We start from the raw sequence: 21,220 nt of genomic DNA on the forward strand, positions 1-21,220 counted from the left end.
AGCTAATCGTCCCTGCGGCTTCGCCCCAGGCTGTGCTAATCGTCCCTGCGGCTTCGCCCCAGGCTGTGCTAATCGTCCCTGCGGCTTCGCCCCAGGCTGTGCTAATCGTCCCTGCGGCTTCGCCCCAGGAAGATGGCGAACACGGGCGGCTTCAACGAGAGCAGTTCGAGCCGGCCGCCGTCCGCCTCCGCCAGGTCGCGGGCCACGGCCAGGCCGATGCCGGTCGAGTTGCGGCCGCTGACCGCACGCTCGAAGACCCGGTTGCCCAGCTCCGGCGGCACCCCGGCGCCCTGGTCCTGGACCTCGACCACCACCGATGTCCCGGAGGGCCGCACCCGCAGGGTGATCAGTCCGGCGCCGTGCATCAGCGAGTTCTCGATCAGGGTGGCCAGCACCTGGGCCACCGTGCCGGGCGTACCGATGGCGGTGGCCCCGCGCAGACCCTCCACCTGGAGCACCCGGCCGGCGTCGCGCAGCGACGGCCCCCACTCCTCCACCTGCTGCTTGACCACGTCGTCCAGGTCGAAGGCGACGGCGGTGGGGCTGCGCGGGTCCCGCTGGGTGGTGAGCAGCCGCTGGACGACGTCGGTGAGCCGCTCGACCTGCTGGAGGGCGATGGTCGCCTCCTCCTTGACCGTCTCCGGGTCCTCGGCGACGGCGGTGATCTCCTCCAGCCGCATGGAGAGCGCGGTGAGCGGGGTGCGCAGCTGGTGCGAGGCGTCGGCGGCGAGCCGCCGCTCGGCGGTGAGCATCCGGGCGATCCGCTCGGCGCTGACGTCCAGGACCTCGGCGACCCGGTCGAGTTCGGGCACCCCGTAGCGGCGGTCGCGCGGGCGCGGGTCGCCGGAGCCGAGCCGCTCGGCCGTCTCGGCGAGGTCGGTGAGCGGGCGGGCCAGGCGTTTGGCCTGCCAGACGGCGAGGGCGACGGCGGCCTGGACGGCGAGCAGGGCGACCACGCCGAGCAGCAGCAGCATGTTGGCGATCTCGTGGTCGACGGCGGCCCGGGACTGCTCGACGGTGACGGTCTCGCCGCTGGCGCCCTGTTCGACGGCCTTCAGCAGATGGGTCCCGGCGGGCCGCTCGCCGCTGGAGACGACGGGCTTGCCGGGGATGTCCACCTCGACGTACTGGCCGTCGGTGACCTGGTTGGCGAACTTGTCGCCGGTGACCGGCTCGCCCGCCGAAAGCCGGTTCTCCACCAGGGCGAGCACCCGCACGGCGGCCGCGTCCACCCGGTCCTGTGCCGAGTTCACGATGGTGCGCTTCTCGACCAGGGCGAGCGGGACGCAGAACACCACGACCACCACCAGGACGACGCCCAGCAGTGAGTTGATCATCCGGCGCTTCACGCTGCCGCTCCCCGTGGTGGTTCGTGCCCCTCGCGGGGGCTAGTTCTTCTCGAAGCGGAAGCCCACGCCACGCACGGTGGCGATGTAGCGGGGGTTGGCCGCGTCGTCGCCGAGCTTCTTGCGCAGCCAGGAGATGTGCATGTCCAGCGTCTTGGTGGAGGTCCACCAGGTGGTGTCCCAGACCTGGCGCATGATCTCCTCGCGGGTGACCACCCGGCCGGCGTCCCGGACCAGCACCCGCAGCAGCTCGAACTCCTTGGCGGAGAGGGTGAGCTCCTCCTCGCCGAGCCAGGCGCGGTGCGACTCGATGTCGATCTTCACGCCGTGCGCGCCGGTGGTGAGCTGGTCGACGTTGCCGCGCCGGAGCAGGGCCCGGACGCGGGCGAGCAGCTCGGCGAGACGGAAGGGCTTGGTGACGTAGTCGTCGGCCCCGGCGTCCAGGCCGACCACGGTGTCGACCTCGTCGGCGCGGGCGGTGAGGACCAGGACGGGGCAGCTCTTGCCGTCGGCACGCAGCCGGCGGCAGACCTCCAGGCCGTCCATCTCGGGCAGGCCGAGGTCGAGGACGACCAGGTCGACCTCCTCGGTGAGCCCGGCGGCCAGTGCGGTCGGACCGTCCTCGCGGACGAGCACCTCGTAGCCCTCGCGTCGCAGGGCCCGGGCGAGCGGTTCGGAGATCGCCGGATCGTCCTCGGCGAGCAGCACACAGGTCATGTGGTGATGGTAGTCCGCCGGGTTGGGGGCGACTGCCCTGTGAGGTAGTTCACAGAGCGTGATCGTTATACGGAGCGCGATCACCGCTCAACGAGCCCGGGCCGACCGCGCGTTCGGCGAAGAATTCACTATTGGATCTTGAATCCGAAGGAATTCATGCGGGCTTGCCATGGAAAGATCGACCCGATCTCTCGCAAGCTTTACCATCGCCATACCTAATTGGCGGGTTTTGTCATCTGATGAGGGCAAATATCGCCACGTAGAGTGGCTCCGTCCACGTCCGCCGCCACCCCCCTCTGGCGGACGCTGTCAGGCAAGGAACCCCTACACATGGCGTCTACGACCCTGGATGCCGGCCTCAAGCCGGCCTCTCCCAGCGGCAAGACCTTCCTCGGGCACCCCCGGGGCCTCGCCACCCTCTTCATGAGCGAGATGTGGGAGCGCTTCAGCTACTACGGCATGCGTGCCCTGCTGGTGCTCTACATGACGGCCTCCATCGCGGAGGGCGGTCTCGGCATGAAGGCGGCCGTCGCCGCCGCCGTGTACAGCGTGTACACGGCCATGGTCTACCTGCTCGCCCTGCCGGGCGGCTGGATCGCGGACCGCTTCCTCGGCGCCCGCAAGACCGTCGCGGTCGGTGGCTCGATCATCATGATCGGCCACTTCCTGCTGGCCGTCCCGGCGAGCGTGTCCTTCTTCGTCGGCCTCGCGTTCATCGCGGTCGGCTCGGGCCTGCTCAAGGCCAACATCTCCACGATGGTCGGCCACCTCTACGACGGGCCGAACGACCCGCGTCGCGACGGTGGCTTCACGATCTTCTACATGGGCATCAACCTCGGTGCCTTCGCCGCCCCGCTGGTCATCGGCACCGTCGGCCAGAGCGTCAACTGGCACCTCGGCTTCGCCCTCGCCGGCATCGGCATGGCGCTCGGCCTGACCCAGTTCCTGCTCGGCACCCGCCACCTCAGCGCCAAGAGCGACGTGGTGACCTCGCCGATCTCGGCGGCCGAGAAGAGCGCGATCTTCAAGAAGGCCGGCCTCTGGCTGGCCGTGGCCACGGTCTTCTACGCGGTCGTCGCGCTGACCGGCCACTTCACCATCGACTGGGCGATCTGGCCGCTGTCCATCGCCGGCATCGCGATCCCCGTGTTCGTCTTCGCCAAGGTGAAGCGCGACAAGGACCTCGACGAGGCCGAGAAGTCCAAGATGAGCGGCTACATCTGGTTCTTCGTGGCCGCCGCCGTGTTCTGGATGATCTACGACCAGTCCGGCTCGACGCTGAGCATCTTCGCGGACGAGAACACCGCGTCCACGCTGTTCGGCTTCGACTTCCCGTCGACCTGGTTCCAGTCGCTCAACCCGCTGTACATCATGGCGCTGGCCCCGGTCTTCGCCTGGCTCTGGGTGGCCCTGTCCCGCAAGGCCAAGAACCCCAGCACCACCGTGAAGTTCGCCTTCGGCCTGCTGATGATCGGCGGCTCCTTCCTCGTCATGATGCTGGCGATGGCGGCCGCCTCGGGCGGCACCAAGGTCACGCCGCTCTGGCTGGCCATGGTCTACCTGGTCCAGACCGTCGGTGAGCTCACGCTCTCCCCGGTGGGCCTGTCCGTCACCACCAAGCTGGCCCCGGCGAAGTACGCCAGCCAGATGATGGGCGTCTGGTTCCTCGCGGTCACCGCGGGCGACTGTGTCGCGGCCATCTTCCAGCTGGTCCTCGGCGACGAGGTGGTCGGCTCCACCGGGTACTTCGCGGTCCAGGGCGTACTGGCGATCCTCGCCGGTGTGGCGCTGTGGATGTACCGCAGGAAGGTCGTCCGGCTGATGGGCGACGTCCACTGACGCGCCGCTGACGCTGCACCGAAGCACCACCGAGGGACCGGTACGGATCGGAAGATCCGTACCGGTCCCTTTTCGGATCCCGTCCCTCTTCGGAGCCGTACCCGCCCTCTTCGGAGCCGCCGCCCTCCCCCGGCGTGTCAGGGTGTCGGACATGCCGACCGAATCCCTCCCCCGCCAACTCGCCCGCACCCGCCGCTTCACCCTCGGCGCGCCCGCTCACCCGGCCGTCTGCGCCGACGGCCGCAGGGTGCTGTTCCTGCGCAGCCGGGCCGGCGACGACCCGGTCACCTGCCTGTGGGCGCTGGACACCGACAGCGGCGAGGAGCGGCTGCTGGCCGACCCGGCCACCCTCGGCGACACCGACCGGGGCCTCCCGGAGGCCGAGCGGATCCGCCGCGAGCGGTCCCGCGTCCACGCCACCGGCATCACCGCCTTCGCCGTCGACCCGGCCGGCCGGACGGCCGCCTTCGCCCTGGGCGGGGCTCTCTGGACGGCCGACCCCGCCGCGGGCACCGTCCGCCGGATACCGACCGCCACCACCGTCTACGACCCGCGCCCCGACCCGACCGGCCGCCTGATCGCCTACGTGGGTGACGGCGCGCTGCGCGTGGTCGGCGCGGACGGCGGCGGGGACCGCCTCCTGGCCGGTCCCGAGCACGCCGAGGTCGCGTACGGCGTCCCCGACCACGTCGCCGCCGAGTCCATGTACCGCACCCGGGCGTACTGGTGGTCGCCGGACGGCACCCGGCTGCTGGCGGCCCGGGTGGACAACGGCCCGCTCAGCCGCCTCCCCCTGGCGGACCCGGCCGACCCGGCCCGGCCGCCGCGCGTCCTGCGCTACCCGCTGGCCGGCACCGCCAACGCCGATGTCTCGCTCTGGCTGCTGGACCTCGACGGGGAGCGCACCGAGGTCCGCTGGGACCGCGCCGGGTACGAGTACCTGACCGCCGCCGGCTGGGACGCCCACGGCCCCTACGCCGCGGTGCAGAGCCGGGACCAGCGCACCGTCCGCACCCTCGCCGTCGACCCGGCCGACGGCGCCACCCGGACGCTCGCCGAGCAGCGGGACGCGCACTGGGTCGAGCTCGTCCCCGGCCTGCCGGTCCGCACCGGTGCCGGGGCGCTGGTCGACTCCGCCGACCTCGGCGGGACCCGCCACCTCACCGTGGACGGCGAGCCCGTCACCCCGCCCGGCCTCCAGCTGCGCTCGGTGCTCGGTACCGACGGCGAGCAGGTGCTCTTCACCGGCTCCACCGAGCCGACCGAAACCCACCTGTGGATGTACGACCCGGCCGAGGGCGCCGTACGGCTCAGCTCCGCGCCCGGCGTGCACACCGGCGTACGGAGCGCCGGCACCCTCGTCCACACCGCCCGGACACCCGGCGCACCCGGCGGGCACACCACCGTCCACCGGGGCGGGCGCCCCGCCGTCGACCTGCGCTCGCACGCGCGCCGGCCCGTCCTCGCCGCCCGGCCCGAACTGCTCCGGCTGGGCCCGCGCGAGCTGCGCGCCACGCTCTTCCTCCCGGCCGGCCACCGGCCCGGGGACGGCCCGCTGCCCGTCCTGCTCGACCCGTACGGCGGGCCCGCGATGCAGAAGGTCACCGCCGCCGGCGGCTGGACGGCCCTGGTCTCCCAGTGGTTCGCCGACCAGGGCTTCGCCGTCCTGGTGGTGGACGGACGGGGCACCCCCGGGCGGGGCCCGCGCTGGGAGAAGGCCGTCTTCGCCGACGTGGCCACGCCCGCCCTGGAGGACCAGGTCGACGGCCTGCGGGAGGCCGCCCTGGCCCGCCCCGGGCTGCTGGACCTCGACCGGGTCGCCATCCGCGGCTGGTCCTACGGCGGCTTCCTCGCCGCGCTGGCCGTGCTGCGCCGCCCGGACGTCTTCCACGCCGCCGTCGCCGGGGCCGCGCCCACCGACCACCGGCTGTACGACACCCACTGGAAGGAGCGCTTCCTCGGCCACCCCGACGAGCACCCGGAGCGCTACGACGCCTGCTCGCTGATCCCCGACGCCCCCGGACTGCGCCGCCCGCTGCTGCTGGTCCACGGCCTGGCCGACGACAACGTGCTGCCGGCGCACGCGCTGCGGCTCTCCGCCGCCCTGCTCGCCGCCGGCCGCCCGCACGAGCTGCTGCCGCTCAGCGGGACCAGCCACTCGCCGAGCGACGAGACGGTGGCGGAGAACCTGCTGCTGCACGAGCTGGACTTCCTCCGCCGCGGCCTCGCCCTGGGCTAGGCGCCGTCCCGGTGGGGTGGCCGCGGCCGCCCCACCGGGACGCGCGTCAGACCTCCCGGACGCCGGCCCGCCAGACCGCGGCTGTCAGCGGCACGCCCGGCCGGTAGGCGAGGTGGACGTGCGAGGGCGCCTCCAGCAGTTGGAGGTCCGCCCGCGCGCCGACCGTCACCGTGCCGACGTCGGTGCGCCGCAGCGCCCGCGCGCCGCCCGCGGTGGCGGCCCAGACCGCCTCGTCCGGCGTCATCCCCATCTCCCGCACCGCGACCGCGATGCAGAACGCCATCGAACTGGTGAAGCTGGAGCCCGGGTTGCAGTCCGTGGAGAGCGCGACGACGGCGCCCGCGTCGAGCAGCCGGCGCGCGTCCGGGTAGGCGGCGCGGGTGGAGAACTCCGCGCCGGGCAGCAGCGTCGCCACCGTCGCCGAGCCGGCCAGCGCGGCCACGTCCTCGTCGGTGAGGTGGGTGCAGTGGTCGGCCGAGGCCGCCCCCAGCTCGACGGCGAGCTGCACGCCCGGGCCGTAGGAGAGCTGGTTGGCGTGCACCCGGGGGGTGAGGCCGCGCTCGACCCCGGCGGTCAGGATCGCCCGGGCCTGGTCCCCGTCGAAGGCGCCGTCCTCGCAGAAGACGTCCACCCAGCGGGCGTACGGCGCGCAGGCGTCCAGCATGTCGCCGGTGACCAGGTCCACGTACCCCGCCGGGTCGTCCGCGTACTCGGGGGCGACCACGTGGGCGCCCAGGTAGGTGGTCTCGGGGGTGTACGAGGAGGCGATCCGCAGGGCTCGGGCCTCGTCGACGACGGTCAGCCCGTAGCCGGACTTGCACTCGATCGCGGTCGTCCCCTGCCGCAGCGCCTCGCGGACGAACCGGGCCAGGTTGGCGTCCAGCTCGGCGTCGCTCGCGGCCCGGGTGGCGGCCACCGTCGTCCGGATCCCGCCCGCGGTGTACGACTGGCCGGACATCCGGGCGTTGAACTCCGCGGTGCGGTCGCCCGCGAACACCAGGTGGGCGTGCGAGTCGACGAACCCGGGCAGCAGCGCCCGCCCGGCCGCGTCGAAGCGTTCGTCCGCGGCGGGCGCCCCGGCCGCCGGTCCGACCCAGGCGACCGTGCCGCCGTCCACCACCACGGCCGCGTCGGCGAGCAGGCCGAGCGGCCCGGTCCCGTACGCGGGGTCGTTGGTGACCAGGCTGCCGATACCGGTGATCAGGGTGCTCGGCATGCCCTGGCTCTGCGGACTGCTCGGGGTGCTCACATCAGGCCTTTCGGGACTGGACCCGGGGGCGGGCGGGATCAGCCCCCGCCCGCCCCCGGGAGTTACGGGGACTCAGCAGCTCAGGGCTTCGATCGCGGACCGCAGCGCGCCCGGGACGTCGGGCACCAGCCGGTGCGCGCCGTCCCTGACGATCTGCCGCCCGCCGACCACCACGTGTCGCACGTCGGCGGCCGAGGCGGCGAACACCGCGATCTCGGCGCCGAGCCGGCTCGGCGGCCCGGCCGTGCGCACCGAGTCCAGGGCGATCACGGTGAAGTCGGCCAGTGCGCCGGCCTCGATCCGCCCGGCCTCCGGCCAGCCGAGCGATGCGTGCCCGTCCTCGGTGCCCGCCCGCAGCAGCGAGTTGGCCGTCCAGTGCCCCCGGGTGCGGGTCCGCAGCCGCTCGTCCAGCTCCAGCGCGCGGGCCTCCTCGAACGGGTCGATGACGGCGTGGCTGTCACTGCCCAGGGTGATCGGGCAGCCCGCCGAGGCGAGCTGGCGGGCCGGACCGATGCCGTCCGCGAGGTCCCGCTCGGTGGTGGGACACATGCAGATGGCCGTCGAGGAGTCGGTGAGGAGCTTGATGTCCTCCTCGGTGAGGTGGGTGGCGTGCACCGCCGAGGTGCGCGGACCGAGCGCGCCGTGGTCGGCGAGCAGCCTGGTCGGGGTGACGCCGTGCGCGGCGAGGCAGGCGTCGTTCTCGGCGGTCTGCTCGGAGAGGTGGACGTGCAGCGGGGCCTTGCGCATGGCCGACCAGTGCGCGACGGTGCCGATCTGCTCGGCCGGCACCGCCCGCACCGAGTGGATCGCGGCGCCGATCCGGGCGTGCTCGCGCGGCTTGAGCGCCTCCACCCGCTCGGCCCAGGCGTCGGCGTCGCCGTCGCTGAACCGGCGCTGCGGCTTGGTGGGCTCGGCGCCGAAGCCGGAGGACAGGTAGCAGGTGTCCAGCAGGGTGATCCGGATCCCGGCCCGGGCGGCGGCCTCGATCAGCGCCTCGCCCATCGCGTTGGGGTCCTCGTAGCGGGCCCCGCCGGGCGCGTGGTGCAGGTAGTGGAACTCCCCCACCGCGGTGATCCCGGCCAGCGCCATCTCGGCGTAGACGGCGGTGGCGAGCGCCAGGTAGCTGTCCGGGTCGAGCGCGCCGGCGAACCGGTACATGGTGTCGCGCCAGGTCCAGAAGGTGCCGGAGCCGACCTGCACGTTGCCGCGCAGCGCCCGGTGGAAGGCGTGCGAGTGGGCGTTGGCCTGGCCGGGCAGCAGCAGCCCCTCCAGCCGGACGGCGCCGGGCGGGCAGGGCCCGCTGTCCGGCGTCACCGCGGTGATCCGGCCACCGGGACCGGTGGCGATCAGCACGTCCTGCTCGACCACCGGCCCGTTGACGTGCGGCAGCCAGGCGTGCTGCGCCCAGTAGGTCACTGACACGCCAGGTCCTCCAGTACGTCGGCGAGGGCGGCCACCCCGGCCAGGCAGTCGGCCGTCTCGGCGTGCTCGGCCGGGGAGTGCGAGACACCGCTCGGGTTTCGTACGAACAGCATGGCGGTCGGGATCGCCGATGCGAGGATTCCGGCGTCGTGTCCCGCGCCGGTGGGCAGGATCGGGACGGGGGCGCCCTCCCGGCCGAGCCGCCGGGCGAGCCGGTCGCGCAGCGGGGCGTCGAACTCCACCACCGGGGTGTAGGACTCGCGGGTCAGCTCGACCCGGACGCCGTCACGGTCGCCCCGCTCGTACGCGGCCCGCTCGATCTCCTCGACCAGCGCGGTGAGCGTCGCCTCGTCGGCGGCCCGGGAGTCCAGCCAGCCGCGCACCAGCGAGGCGATCGCGTTGGTGCCGTTGGGTTCGACCGCGACCTTGCCGAAGGTGGCCAGCGCGCCGGCCGTCCTCGCCTTCTTCCGCGCCGCGAGCACGGTGTTGGCGTAGGTGAGCATCGGGTCGCGGCGGTCCTCGATCCGGGTGGTGCCGGCGTGGTTCGCCTCCCCGTGGAAGTCGAACCGCCAGCGGCCGTGCGGCCAGATCGCGCCGGCCACGCCGACCGGCTGGTCCTCGGCCAGGTAGCGGCCCTGCTCGACGTGCAGCTCGACGAAGGCGCCGATCCTGGCCAGCCGGTCGCCGTCCGCGCCGATCGCGGCCGGGTCGTAGCCGGCCTTCTCCATCGCGTCGGGCAGCCGGACGCCGGCGGCGTCGCGCAGCTCGTACGCCTGGTCGCGGCCGAGCACGCCCGCGCTCAGCCGCGAGCCGATGCAGGCCACGCCGAACCGGGCACCCTCCTCGTCGCCGAAGTTGACGATGGCCAGGGGCCGGGTGAACTCCGTTCCCCGCCCCCGGAGTTCGTCCAGGGCGGCGAAGGAGGAGACCACGCCGAGCGGGCCGTCGAAGGCGCCGCCGTCGGGGACGGAGTCCAGGTGCGAGCCGGTGACGATCGCCCCCTCGCCGGCCGGGTCGCCCAGCCAGGCCCACTGGTTGCCGTTGCGGTCCAGCTCGTAGGAGAGGCCGCGTCCCACGGCCTGCTCCTCGAACCAGGCCCGGCACTCGGCGTCGGCGGAGTTCCAGGCGAAGCGACGGTAGCCGCCGGAGGAGGCGGAGCGGCCCACCGGGAGCAGCTCCGCCCACATCTCTTCGAAACTCACAGCTCACCCATGGCGCCGTGCTCGTTCATGGGGATGCGCACGCCGCGCTCGGCGGCCACCTCGTCGGCCCGGTCGTAGCCGGCGTCGACGTGGCGGATCACGCCCATGCCCGGGTCGTTGGTGAGCACCCGGCGGATCTTCTCGCCGGCCAGCGCGGTGCCGTCGGCCACCGTGACCTGGCCCGCGTGGATCGACCGGCCGATGCCGACGCCGCCGCCGTGGTGGATGGAGACCCAGGACGCGCCGGAGGCGACGTTGACCATGGCGTTGAGCAGCGGCCAGTCGGCGATCGCGTCGGAGCCGTCCAGCATCGCCTCGGTCTCCCGGTAGGGGGAGGCGACCGAGCCGCAGTCCAGGTGGTCGCGGCCGATCACGATCGGCGCGGACAGCTCGCCGGAGGCGACCATGTCGTTGAACCGCTCGCCGGCCGTGTCGCGCTCGCCGTAGCCGAGCCAGCAGATCCGCGCCGGCAGGCCCTGGAAGTGCACCTTCTCCTGGGCCATCTTGATCCAGCGGTGCAGCGACTCGTTCTCCGGGAAGAGGTCGAGCACGGCCTTGTCGGTCTTGGCGATGTCCTGCGGGTCGCCGGAGAGCGCCGCCCAGCGGAACGGGCCCTTGCCCTCGCAGAACAGCGGCCGGATGTACGCGGGGACGAAGCCCGGGAAGGCGAACGCGCGGTCGTAGCCGGCCAGCTGGGCCTCGCCGCGGATCGAGTTGCCGTAGTCGAAGACCTCGGCACCGGCGTCCATGAAGCCGACCATCGCCTCGACGTGCCGGGCCATCGACTCGCGCGAGCGCTGGGTGAACTCGGCGGGCTTCTCGGCCGCGTAGGTCGCCATGTCGTCGAAGGCGACGCCGATCGGCAGGTAGCTCAGCGGGTCGTGGGCGCTGGTCTGGTCGGTGACGATGTCGATCGGCGCGTCCATCGCGAGCAGCTGCGGGAACAGCTCGGCGGCGTTGCCCAGCAGGCCGATGGAGAGCGGCTGCTTCTTGTCGCGGGCGGCGGTGGCCAGCTCCAGCGCGTGCGCGAGGTTCTTGGCCTCGACGTCCAGGTAGCGGTGCTCGATCCGGCGGGAGATCCGGGACGGGTCGCAGTCGATGCAGATCGCCACGCCGCCGTTCATGGTGACGGCCAGCGGCTGGGCGCCGCCCATGCCGCCGAGCCCGGCGGTGAGGGTGATCGTCCCGGCCAGGGTTCCCTCGAACCGCTTGTTGGCCACGGCCGCGAAGGTCTCGTAGGTGCCCTGGAGGATGCCCTGGGTGCCGATGTAGATCCACGACCCGGCGGTCATCTGGCCGTACATGGTGAGCCCGAGGCTCTCCAGCCGCCGGAACTCCTCCCAGTTCGCCCAGTCGCCGACCAGGTTGGAGTTGGCGATCAGCACGCGCGGCGCCCACTCGTGCGTCTGCATGACGCCGACCGGGCGGCCGGACTGGACCAGCATGGTCTCGTCCTGCTTCAGCGTCTCCAGCGTGCGCACCATGGCGTCGAAGGAGCGCCAGTCCCGGGCCGCCTTGCCGGTGCCGCCGTACACCACCAGCTTCGACGGGTGCTCGGCCACCTCCGGATCGAGGTTGTTCATCAGCATCCGCAGGGCCGCCTCCTGCTGCCACCCCTGCGCCGTCAGCCCCGTCCCGCGCGCCGCACGCACCTCGCGCGGCCCGCTCGCCTGCTGCTGCACCATGTCCCGGCTCCCTACGGATGAATTCATTCAAGCTCGACTCGGCTGAATATATCCAAACATTCAGCCTTCGACCAGACCCCGACCGCATCCGACCGGCCCCCGCCCACATCCGATCAGCCTCCGCCCGACGGGCCCCGGGCGCTACCGTGAACCTGGCGAACACCAGCCACTCGGCCCAAGCGCCGACGAACGGAGGACGCGATGACGGCCTTCACCCTGCGACCCGGAAGACTCCGTGACGCCGCCGAGGAGATCGAACGCAGCACCGGCCTCCGCGCGCAGATCATCGGTGGAACCGTGATGTCGTCTCCCACCCTCCGCGGCAAGCACGCGGGGACCGTACAGGTGCTGCGTGATCAGCTCATCCCGCAACTGCCCAAGGACCTTCGGGCCTACGAAGTGTCGTCGATCTACATGCCGGACGATGAGGACGACTACGCCACCCCCGATCTGGTCGTCCTCCCCAAGGACTGGGGCCGGGACGACGAATGGCTCGCGGATCCTCGTGACGTCGCCATCGCCCTGGAGGTGATCTCCAGCTCCGAACGCGTCAGTGGCATCGCCACCAAGACGGATTGGTACGCCACCGCCGGGGTCGCCGTCCTTCTCACCGCAGACCCCCGCAAGGGCACCTGGACGCTCTACACCCACCCCCGCGACGGCGCCTACCAGGGCGTGCGGCACGGGAAGGACGGCGTGCCCGTCCCGCTCGCCGCACCCCTGCCGCCGGAGCTGCGCACCGACGAGCTGCCGCTGCACGCCCCGAAGGCCTGACCCGCCCTCAGGCCTTGCCCTCAGGCCGCCGCGTCGCCGTCCCAGTCGATGCCGATCTCGGCGAGCCAGCGCCGGTCGTCGGCGTCCGGGTCGGCCGGAGCCGGCGGGCGCGGCGGGCGGGGGACCTCCTGGACGGGGCCGAGGCCGTACTGGTCGGCGGCGGCCGCCGCCCGGGCGTCGGGCTCGATGACGCCGACGTGGACGGCGCTCTCGTCGCCCGGTTCGAGGACGGTGAGTTCGGGCCCGGGCAGCCGCCGCAGGGTGACGCGGCGTCCGCAGGCCGGGCAGGACCACTCGTCGGCGCCCGAGGCGAGGCGGCCGACGAACTTCATCTCGTGGATCACGCGCATCACAGGCTCCCCCTGCCGGTCGGCCCTGCTCCGGGGCCTGTTGACAGGATTCCCGCCCGGGACCCGGTCCTACTCCAAAAACAGTCCACGAGCCGTCGCGGACTGTTCGAGCGCCTCCAACCGGGCCTCGGCTCCCGGGAGTTCGTCACACATGGTCTGCAGGAGCACCCGGCCGAGCATCATCGGCGCACAGGCGGTGTCGAAGACCAGGCCGGTGCCGACGGCGGCCGGCAGCATGAGGTCCGAGAGCTTGGCGACCGGCGCGAAGGCGCTGTCGGCGACGGTCAGCACCGTCAGCCCGCACTCGCGGGCCACTGCCAGGCCGTCCATCAGTTCGCGCGGGTAGCGCGGCAGGGCGAAGCAGAGCAGCGCGCTGGCGCCGGCGGCGGCGGCCTGTTCGAGACGGTCGGCGAGCATGCTGCCGCCCTCGTCGAGCAGCCGGATGTCCGGGTGCACCTTGGCCGCGAAGTACGCGAAGCCGCGGGCCTGGGCGGAGGCGGCCCGCAGGCCGAGGACGGGCAGCGGGCGGGAGGCGGCGAGCAGCCGGGCGGCCCGGATGATCGGCTCGGGGTCGGCGAGGAGCTCGGCGAGCAGGCGCAGGTGCTCGATCTCGGCGAGCACGGCCTGCTGGTGCTCGTTGCGCACCACGTCGTCCGGGGTCTCCGGGGCGGCCGGCTCGCCCGCGCCGAGTTCGCGCAGCTGCTTGCGCAGCGCCGGGTAGCCGTCGTAGCCGAGCGCGACGGCGAAGCGGGTGACCGAGGGCTGGCTGACGCCGGCCAGCTCGGCGACCTCGACGCTGGACAGGAACGGCGCCTCGACGGCGTGCCGGACGAGCGAGTGGGCGATCCGGCGCTGGGTGGGGGTGAGCCGGTGGCCCTCGAAGAGCTGGAGCAACCGGGCGGAGGGGCCGACCGTGCCGGTGTCGTCGGTGGCGGTCATCAGCGGTACCTCCGGGTGCGAGCTGTTCGGACGACGACTGTGCAGCAGTGCGCTGCCGCTGGCAAAGACGTCTCGTACGACGGGACGCCCGGTGAGACGTCCGTCAGGTGGGACACCCCTCGGGGTGACCCTGATTTCCCCCTGATCCACCCCGATTACGGTGCGAACCGATGGACTGATGCCCCGGTGCTGCCCCAGGCTGAGCACCATGGACTCTCGCCAGGACGAACTGCGTCGCGACCTCGAAGCCGCTCTGCAGGCCCGCAAGGAACTGGGCAAGGAGTACGAGTCGGAGATCGTCGACTCCTTCCTGGCCCGGCTGGACGCCCGGTTGGACGCCCGCCTCGACGCCCGGGTGGAGCGCCGGGTGTCGGAGCGGCTCGACGACTACGGCCCGGCGGAGCACCTGCGCCGGCGCTCCTTCGGCCGCTCGGGCTCGAAGCTGCCGCTGGTCTCGCTGGCCACCGGCATCCCGCTCACCGCCATCGCGACCAACAGCGGTACCAGTGGGTTCGCCGGGTTCATGAGCCTGGTGGTGGTCTGGGCCGGCATCGCCGGGGTCAACTTCGCGGCCGTGATGGGCGAGAAGCGGGACGAGCGCCGGTCGAAGCCGCCGCGGGGCGAGTGGGACTGATCCCACCCGCCCGGCGCGGCGGCGTCAGACCGGCGGCCTCGGGCCGCCGGCCTCAAGCCGGTGACCTCAGGCCAGCGGCCCGGTGACCTTCTCGACGGCCCGCACCAGCTCGCCGGAGGCGACCAGCGCGGCGGCGGCCTCCAGGTCCGGCGAGAGGAAGCGGTCGCGGCCGGCGCCGCCGACCCCGGCCTCCCGGGCGACGGCGAGCGCGGCGAGGGTGGCGGGCGCCGGCGTGCCGCTGGCGTCGGCCTGCCGGCGGATCTCCAGCGCGCGGGCAGCGGCGGTCAGCTCGACGGCCAGGATCCGGCCGAGGTTCTCGACGGCCTGGCGCAGCTTGCGGGCGGCCGACCAGCCCATCGAGACGTGGTCCTCCTGCATCGCCGAGGACGGGATCGAGTCGACCGAGGCCGGCACCGCGAGCCGCTTGTTCTCGCTTACCAGGGCCGCCTGGGTGTACTGGGCGATCATCAGGCCGGAGTCCACGCCCGGGTCGTCGGCCAGGAAGGCCGGCAGGCCGTGCGAGCGGGCCTTGTCGAGCAGCCGGTCGGTGCGGCGCTCGGAGATCGAGCCGAGGTCGGCGGCGGCGATGGCGAGGAAGTCCAGCACGTAGGCGACCGGGGCGCCGTGGAAGTTGCCGTTGGACTCGACGCGTCCGTCCGGCAGCACCACCGGGTTGTCGACGGAGGCGGCCAGCTCGCGGGAGGCGACCAGCGCGGCGTGGGCCACCGTGTCGCGGCCGGCGCCGGCGACCTGCGGGGCGCAGCGGATCGAGTAGGCGTCCTGGACCCGCGGGGCGTCGTCCTGGTGGTGGCCGGTGAGGCCGGAGCCCTTGAGGACGGCCAGCATGTTGGCGGCGCTCAGCGCCTGGCCGGGGTGCGGGCGGATCGGGGCGTGCAGTTCGGGGGCGAGCACCTTGTCGGTGCCGAGCAGCGCCTCCAGGGTCATCGCGGCGGTGATGTCGGCGGTGGTGAACAGGCGCTGGAGGTCGGCGATGGCCATCACCAGCATGCCGAGCATGCCGTCGGTGCCGTTGATGAGGGCCAGGCCCTCCTTCTCCAGCAGCTCGACCGGCTCGATGCCGGCCGCGGTGAGCAGCTCGCCGGCGGGCTTGTCGACACCGTCCGGGCCGGTCGCCACGCCTTCGCCCATCAGGACGAGTGCGCAGTGCGAGAGCGGGGCGAGGTCGCCGGAGCAGCCGAGCGAGCCGAACTCGCGGACCACCGGGGTGATGCCGGCGTTGAGGATGGCGGCCATGGTCTGCGCGACCACCGGGCGCACGCCGGTCCGGCCGGAGGCCAGCGTCTTCATCCGCAGGAACATCAGCGCGCGGACCACCTCGCGCTCCACCGCCGGGCCCATCCCCGCGGCGTGCGAGCGCACCAGCGAGCGCTGCAGCTGGGCGCGGAGCTCGGGGCTGATGTGCCGGACGGCGAGCGCGCCGAAGCCGGTGGAGACACCGTAGACGGGGCGCGGCTCGGCCGCGAGGGCCTCGATCCGGGCCCGGGCGGCCGCCATCTCGGCGAGCGCGTCGGGGCCGATCTCGACCCGGGCGTTGCCCCGGGCGACGGCCAGCACGTCCTCGGCGCTGACGTCGGCCTTGCCGACCTGGACGAGGGGCGCATCGGGGGCCACAGCACTGTGCATATCCATATGCATCATCACACCAGCTGAATGAAGATATGACAACCAGTGGAGCCGTCCGACCCGCACGATAGGTTCCCGCCCATGACACGGGTACCCGAGAGCCGCCGGACGGAGCGCGCGGCCGTCAACGCCGTACGCACGCTGCTGGAGGGCGCCCACCACATCGTCCAGGAGATCGACGGCTCCAACGACTTCGGCGAGGACCTCTACGTCACCTTCGCCGACGGTGGCCGCCGCACGCCGCACAGCATCGCCATCCAGGTGAAGGGCGGGCGGTCCTTCCGCCGCCGACAGGGGTACTCGGTGCCGGTCGGCGCCCACGGCGAGGAGTGGCGCGAGAGCAACATCCCGGTGATCTGCGTGGTGCACGACCCGGACGGCGACACGCTGCACTGGGCCAACGCCACCCAGCAGCTGCGCGCGGCGCGGGCCGGCGGCCGGAGCGCCCGGACGGTGCGGGTCCCGGCCGGGGCCGTGCTCACCGGAGCCACCCTCGCCGGGGCCGTCCGGCAGTGGCGCCAGTACGTCCGCAACGCCCGGGGGCTGCACGCCTTCCTGGCCGACCTCACCGGCCAGGGCTTCGACCCGGGCGACTACCTCTCGTACTTCGTCAACGACTGCGGCGAGGAGGCGGTCTTCCAGCAGCGGCCCGGCGAGGCCTTCGCCATGCTCTGGCACCGCGACCTGGACTGGGAGCCGCACCCGGTGACCGCCGAACGGACCGGGCGGATGCGCGACCGGGTCACTCCCGAGCTGCTGGCCCGCCTCGACCCCGCGACCGCCGCCGACCCGGAGCTGGTCGAGCAGCTCATGGCCCACCCGTTCCTGGACGTCCCGCTGGCCGGCACGGTCGTCCTCAACGACGCCGAGCTCTCCTGGCTCCGCGCCTGCTTCGCCGCCAGCGACTGGATGACCCGGCTCCCGGCCCGCTGAGCCGCACCGATTTCCGCCCCGCCGCCCCGATGCCGCACGCTGGGGTCGACGGACGGCACGGAGGCGGAGGACCGATGACGCGGGCGACGGCGCGGCGGCGAGTGGTACGGCTGCACGGAGACGACCGCAGCACGCGGCCGGACGCCCTGGCGGCGGAGGAGCCGCTGGAGATCCGGGTCGGCGGCGAACCGCTGACGGTGACCATGCGCACCCCCGGGCAGGACTTCGACCTGGTGGCCGGCTTCCTGGTCGGCGAGGGACTGGTGCACACGGCGGAGGACCTCGCGGCGCTGCGCTACTGCGCCGGGACGGACGACGCCGGCGCGAACACCTACAACGTGGTGGACGCGGCCCTGCGCGGCGCCCGCGCCCTCCCGCTCTCCGCCCACCGCAACCTGCTCACCACCAGCGCCTGCGGCCTCTGCGGCCGCGACACGGTGGACGCCGTCCGCACCCACGTCCGCCACCCCGTCGCGGCCGACCCGCTGGCCGTCCCCCCGGCGCTGCTCTACGGGCTGGCGGACCGGCTCCGGGCCGCCCAGCGGACCTTCGATTCGACCGGCGGCCTGCACGCGGCAGGCCTGTTCGACGGGACGAGCGGCGAGCTGCTCTGCGCCCGCGAGGACGTCGGCCGGCACAACGCCGTGGACAAGGTCGTCGGCTGGGCGCTGCGCGAGGGCCGACTGCCGCTGACCGGGCACGTGCTGCTGGTCAGCGGCCGTGCCTCGTTCGAGCTCACCCAGAAGGCGGCCCTGGCGGGCATCCCGCTGCTGGCGGCCGTCTCCGCGCCGTCCTCCCTCGCGGTGGACCTCGCCGAGGAGCTGGGCCTGACCCTGGTCGGCTTCCTGCGCGGCGAGCGCGCCAACGTCTACACCCGCCCGGACCGGATCACCGGCTGACCGGCCGGCCCCCACCCGCCGCCCCGGCCGGCCCCCCGACCGTCACACCCGGCGCCCCGGCCGCCGTCAGGCCTGCTCCGGCGCCCCGGCCGCGGCCTGCGCCCCCGCCTCGGCCTTCAGCCGGCGCAGCGACGCGGGGGTGAGCCGTCGCGCGAGCACGTCCAGCGCATCGCGCACCTCGGCCAGCTCCCGCGGGTCGTCGGTGCCGAGCGCCCGGGCGAGCGCACCGTCGATCGAGGTGGCGGCGACCTCCGCGCGACGCGGGGAGATGCCAGGAGCACGGCGGACGAGCAGCCGGCGGCGGTCCCGCGGGTCGGCCCCGGTGACGATCGAGCCGGCCTCCCGCAACCGGGCCACGGCCGCGGACACCTGACTCTGCGGCAGGCCGGTCCGGGCCGCGATCTCCCCGACCGCGCTGTCCGGGTGCTCGTAGACGTCGCTCATCACGACGACGACCGCCTTGACCCCGGCGGGCGGTCGTCCACCCTCCGGCGCCGGGACGGCCTCCTCGCCGATCTTCATCAACGTCCGGCCGAGCAGCAGTAGTTCGACTCCGTTCACGTCCGCCACAGTACATCAGAAGAGATACATCGAAAGAGATTCATCTATCTTGATGCATCTCTTTCGATGCTTTACGGTGGAGTCAACGGCGGCCGCCAGAGCCGCCCAGGGGAGGGACCTGCCACATGACCACCGCTCTGCTCACCACCGCCGGCGCCCGCATCCACTACCGCGTCGAAGGCACCGGCCCGGTCCTGCTGATCGCCCAGAGCGGTGAGGGCGACGCCGACCGCAGCGCCGACCTGGTCGCCCACCTGGCCGACCGCCACACCGTGGTGACGTACGACCGGCGCGGCCTCTCCCGCAGCACCCTCGACGAGCCCGGCCGCACGCCGACCATCGAGGAGCACGCCGACGACGTCCACCGACTGCTCGCCGCCGTCACCGACCGGCCCGCCCTGATGCTCGGCTGCAGCCTCGGCGCCCTGATCGGGCTGCAGGTCGCCCACGACCACCCCGGCCGGCTGCACACCCTGATCGCCCACGAGCCGGCCGCGCCGCGGCTGCTGTCCGCCGAGGAGTGCGCCGGGACGCTCGACGCGCTGGCCGGGATCCAGGACACGTTCCGCCGGGACGGCTGGCAGGCGGCCCTGCGCGGCGTGATGGCCGCCACCGGGATCACGGCCCACCAGGAACGGGAGCCCGACGCCCGCCCGCAGTCGTTCGGCCCGGAGCGCGAGGCCAACTTCACCGCGTTCCTCGGCCACGACCTGACCACCCTGCGCCGCAGCACCTTCGGCCCCGCCGAGGCGGACGCACTCACCGCCGGGCCGACCCGGGTGGTGCCGGCCGTCGGCGAGGCCACCGACCCGACGGTCTACAGCTACCGCTGCGCCGAGCTGCTCGCCGAGCGGGTCGGCACCACCCCCGTCCGCCTGCCCGGCGGCCACAACGGCAACCTGACCCACCCCCGGGCGTTCGCGGCCCGGCTCCGCGAACTGCTCGCGGACGCGGTCCACGCCGGCTGAACCCTCCGCCGTCCGGGGCGACGGGTGTCAAGACGAGACGTATCGTCCCGCTGAATACCTAGAATGGGCCCATGACCCGCAGCAGCTCACCCGATCCCGCCCGCCGCAGCGAGCGCTCCCGCCAGGCCGTCCTCACCGCCGCCGCCGAACTGGTGGCCGAGGTGGGCTTCGGCAAGCTGACCATCGAGGCGATCGCCGCCCGGGCCGGCGTCGGCAAGCAGACCATCTACCGCTGGTGGCCCTCCAAGGGCGCGGTGGTCTTCGACGCCTTCCAGGCCGCCAACGAGGACGCCTCCGGCAGCCTGACCCTGCCCGACACCGGCGACCTCGCCGCCGACCTGCGCACCGTCCTGCGGCCGACCGCCGACCAGCTCGCCGATCCCGGCTTCGACACCACCGGCCGCGGTCTGATCTCCGAGTACCTGCGCGACCCGGCCCTGCTGCGCGAGTACCGCGAACGCCTGCTGGACCCGTTGCTGGAGGTCACCCGGGCCCGTCTGCGCAGCGCCCGCGAGGCCGGGCAGCTCGCCGCCGACGCCGACCTCGACCTCGCCGTCGAGCTGCTCTACGGCCCGATGTACTACCGCTGGCTGCACGGCCTCGGCCCGCTCGACCACGCCTACGCGGACCGCCTGGTGGACGCCGTCCTGCGCGCCCTGTGCCCGTGACCCCGGGCACGGCCGTCGGCCCGCGGACCCGGAAGGTCCACGGGCCGACGGGGCCGGCGGGGCAGCCGGGGCCTACGGCCGGTTGCGGCGGCGGAGCATCACGATCACCGCGATGATCACGGCGATCACGATCAGCACCACCACGATGCCGATCACCACACCGATGAGCTTGCCGAAGAAGCCCTTCTTCTTTTTCTTCGACTTGGACTTCGACTTGTCCTTGGAGCCGGCCAGCCGGGTGCCGTCGCGGTGCTCGGCGACGACCGGGGCGGCCGGGGCCGCCTGGGCGGCGCTCCCCACGGCGGCGGTGCCGGCGGCGACGGTGCTCACCGCCGCGGCGCGCGGCGCGGCCTCGGCGGCCGGGGCGGCGGCCAGCGTGGCACCGCCCAGAGCCAGTACCGCGAAGAGGACAAGGCTCGTCAGACGAGCGCGCATTGGTTCGACCCCCGTTCCGGCTCGGCCCCCTTGGCCCGCCGACCGCCGATACCATCCCACGTCCGTGCCCCCCAGCCCAGCCCTGCGACAACCTCCGCACCGGACCGCGACCCGCTCGAAACAGGCCGGTCACCGAACCGGTACAAGCCGCCCGCCGGACCCGACCACCGAACCCGCCCCGGCCAGCGTCACCCCGGTGGTGGGGAGGCCGGGCCGGACAGCGCCACCGCGACCAGGGCCCGCATCGCGCTGGCGACCTGCCCGAGCGGCAGGGTGGCGTCGTCGGCGAACAGCTCCAGCAGCCAGCCGCCCGCCGGGTTCTGCCCGCCCGCCGCGACCATCCCCCGGTAACCGCTGACCACCAGCATGGCCTCCTCGGACGGGTCGTTCCCGGCCGCGCCCGCACGCAGCGCGAAGGACCCGCCGCGCACCGCCCGCCGGGTCATCGGGTAGTGCCGCAGGTCGAAGACGGCGTCCGGGGCCTCGATCTGGGCCCGCTGGGTCTCCGCCCGCGAGCTGCTCGGCCCGCTGGTCATCCGGTACACGGCGTGCCGGGCGGTGCGCATCAGGTGCGAGCCGGGCGGCACGTAGGAGACCCACCAGCCGACCGCGTCCAGCAGCCGGGACGAGGTCTCCGCGACGACGGCCAGCTTGCCGATGGTGTCGGCGGGGTGGACCGACCGGGAGACGCCGTGCTGGTCGAGTGCGGCGAGCAC

19 protein-coding genes are annotated in these 21,220 nt (G+C 73.6%); 8 read left to right on the forward strand and 11 right to left on the reverse strand.

Annotated features, from left to right (window positions below; genetic code table 11):
* Positions 1-101: 101 nt before the first annotated feature.
* Both AB0J08_RS34845 and AB0J08_RS34850 read right to left on the reverse strand, forming a co-directional pair.
* Complete coding sequence (locus AB0J08_RS34845; protein ID WP_360642106.1) at positions 102-1,349, reverse strand: ATP-binding protein; 1,248 nt, start codon at positions 1,347-1,349, stop codon at positions 102-104.
* 39 nt (positions 1,350-1,388) lie between these two features.
* On the reverse strand, positions 1,389-2,063 hold the full coding sequence (locus AB0J08_RS34850) for a response regulator transcription factor (RefSeq protein ID WP_030290974.1): 675 nt from the start codon (positions 2,061-2,063) through the stop codon (positions 1,389-1,391).
* A gap of 330 nt (positions 2,064-2,393) precedes the next feature.
* On the opposite strand from AB0J08_RS34850, the gene AB0J08_RS34855 reads away from it, so the two are divergent.
* Together AB0J08_RS34855 and AB0J08_RS34860 are read left to right on the forward strand one after the other, a co-directional pair.
* Complete coding sequence (locus AB0J08_RS34855; RefSeq protein ID WP_360642108.1) at positions 2,394-3,902, forward strand: oligopeptide:H+ symporter; 1,509 nt, start codon at positions 2,394-2,396, stop codon at positions 3,900-3,902.
* Between the two features lie 151 nt (positions 3,903-4,053).
* On the forward strand, positions 4,054-6,141 hold the full coding sequence (locus AB0J08_RS34860) for a prolyl oligopeptidase family serine peptidase (protein WP_360642110.1): 2,088 nt from the start codon (positions 4,054-4,056) through the stop codon (positions 6,139-6,141).
* A 46-nt stretch (positions 6,142-6,187) separates the two neighbouring features.
* Here the strand turns inward: AB0J08_RS34860 and hutI are convergent, their stop codons facing one another.
* The 4 genes from hutI to hutU all read right to left on the reverse strand — a co-directional run bounded on the left by hutI (position 6,188) and on the right by hutU (position 11,699).
* Positions 6,188-7,357, reverse strand: coding sequence for an imidazolonepropionase (gene hutI, locus AB0J08_RS34865; RefSeq protein WP_360642112.1), 1,170 nt, complete (start codon positions 7,355-7,357; stop codon positions 6,188-6,190).
* A 105-nt stretch (positions 7,358-7,462) separates the two neighbouring features.
* Positions 7,463-8,812: a formimidoylglutamate deiminase gene (locus tag AB0J08_RS34870; RefSeq protein WP_360642113.1), complete on the reverse strand. Its 1,350-nt coding sequence runs from the start codon at positions 8,810-8,812 to the stop codon at positions 7,463-7,465.
* A complete protein-coding gene (locus AB0J08_RS34875) occupies positions 8,803-9,999 on the reverse strand; it encodes an allantoate amidohydrolase (protein ID WP_360642145.1) in 1,197 nt (398 codons plus the stop codon). The genes AB0J08_RS34870 and AB0J08_RS34875 overlap by 10 nt, the downstream gene beginning before the upstream one ends.
* A gap of 11 nt (positions 10,000-10,010) precedes the next feature.
* Positions 10,011-11,699, reverse strand: coding sequence for a urocanate hydratase (gene hutU, locus AB0J08_RS34880; RefSeq protein ID WP_360642115.1), 1,689 nt, complete (start codon positions 11,697-11,699; stop codon positions 10,011-10,013).
* A 201-nt stretch (positions 11,700-11,900) separates the two neighbouring features.
* On the opposite strand from hutU, the gene AB0J08_RS34885 reads away from it, so the two are divergent.
* Entirely contained in the window at positions 11,901-12,473 is a 573-nt protein-coding gene (locus tag AB0J08_RS34885) for a Uma2 family endonuclease (RefSeq protein WP_360642117.1), read from the forward strand.
* A gap of 20 nt (positions 12,474-12,493) precedes the next feature.
* Here the strand turns inward: AB0J08_RS34885 and AB0J08_RS34890 are convergent, their stop codons facing one another.
* Together AB0J08_RS34890 and AB0J08_RS34895 are read right to left on the reverse strand one after the other, a co-directional pair.
* Positions 12,494-12,823, reverse strand: coding sequence for a hypothetical protein (locus tag AB0J08_RS34890; RefSeq protein ID WP_360642119.1), 330 nt, complete (start codon positions 12,821-12,823; stop codon positions 12,494-12,496).
* 69 nt (positions 12,824-12,892) lie between these two features.
* Complete coding sequence (locus tag AB0J08_RS34895) at positions 12,893-13,762, reverse strand: MurR/RpiR family transcriptional regulator (RefSeq protein ID WP_360642121.1); 870 nt, start codon at positions 13,760-13,762, stop codon at positions 12,893-12,895.
* A 208-nt stretch (positions 13,763-13,970) separates the two neighbouring features.
* On the opposite strand from AB0J08_RS34895, the gene AB0J08_RS34900 reads away from it, so the two are divergent.
* A complete protein-coding gene (locus AB0J08_RS34900) occupies positions 13,971-14,396 on the forward strand; it encodes a hypothetical protein (protein WP_360642122.1) in 426 nt (141 codons plus the stop codon).
* A 66-nt stretch (positions 14,397-14,462) separates the two neighbouring features.
* On the opposite strand, the gene hutH is transcribed toward AB0J08_RS34900, so the two are convergent.
* Positions 14,463-16,046: a histidine ammonia-lyase gene (gene hutH / locus AB0J08_RS34905; RefSeq protein WP_360642124.1), complete on the reverse strand. Its 1,584-nt coding sequence runs from the start codon at positions 16,044-16,046 to the stop codon at positions 14,463-14,465.
* Between the two features lie 75 nt (positions 16,047-16,121).
* Here hutH and AB0J08_RS34910 point away from each other — a divergent pair, with 75 nt between their 5' ends.
* Together AB0J08_RS34910 and fdhD are read left to right on the forward strand one after the other, a co-directional pair.
* Positions 16,122-16,973 carry a DUF4365 domain-containing protein gene (locus AB0J08_RS34910; protein WP_360642126.1) on the forward strand — a complete coding sequence of 284 codons (852 nt, stop codon included), beginning with the start codon at positions 16,122-16,124 and terminating at the stop codon, positions 16,971-16,973.
* A gap of 74 nt (positions 16,974-17,047) precedes the next feature.
* Positions 17,048-17,872: a formate dehydrogenase accessory sulfurtransferase FdhD gene (fdhD, locus tag AB0J08_RS34915; RefSeq protein ID WP_360642127.1), complete on the forward strand. Its 825-nt coding sequence runs from the start codon at positions 17,048-17,050 to the stop codon at positions 17,870-17,872.
* Between the two features lie 66 nt (positions 17,873-17,938).
* Here fdhD and AB0J08_RS34920 read toward each other — a convergent pair whose 3' ends face one another.
* The gene (locus tag AB0J08_RS34920) at positions 17,939-18,433 is read right to left on the reverse strand and encodes a helix-turn-helix domain-containing protein (protein ID WP_360642129.1); all 495 of its coding nucleotides are present in this window, start codon (positions 18,431-18,433) and stop codon (positions 17,939-17,941) included.
* Positions 18,434-18,558: 125 nt separating this feature from the next.
* Between AB0J08_RS34920 and AB0J08_RS34925 the strand changes: the two genes are divergently transcribed.
* Together AB0J08_RS34925 and AB0J08_RS34930 are read left to right on the forward strand one after the other, a co-directional pair.
* Positions 18,559-19,401, forward strand: coding sequence for an alpha/beta hydrolase (locus AB0J08_RS34925; protein ID WP_360642131.1), 843 nt, complete (start codon positions 18,559-18,561; stop codon positions 19,399-19,401).
* A 71-nt stretch (positions 19,402-19,472) separates the two neighbouring features.
* On the forward strand, positions 19,473-20,069 hold the full coding sequence (locus AB0J08_RS34930) for a TetR/AcrR family transcriptional regulator (protein WP_360642133.1): 597 nt from the start codon (positions 19,473-19,475) through the stop codon (positions 20,067-20,069).
* Between the two features lie 72 nt (positions 20,070-20,141).
* Here the strand turns inward: AB0J08_RS34930 and AB0J08_RS34935 are convergent, their stop codons facing one another.
* A complete protein-coding gene (locus AB0J08_RS34935; protein WP_360642135.1) occupies positions 20,142-20,504 on the reverse strand; it encodes a hypothetical protein in 363 nt (120 codons plus the stop codon).
* Positions 20,505-21,220: the final 716 nt, after the last annotated feature.

The organism is Kitasatospora sp. NPDC050463, assembly GCF_040655255.1.
In the GTDB taxonomy this organism is placed as follows: domain Bacteria; phylum Actinomycetota; class Actinomycetes; order Streptomycetales; family Streptomycetaceae; genus Kitasatospora.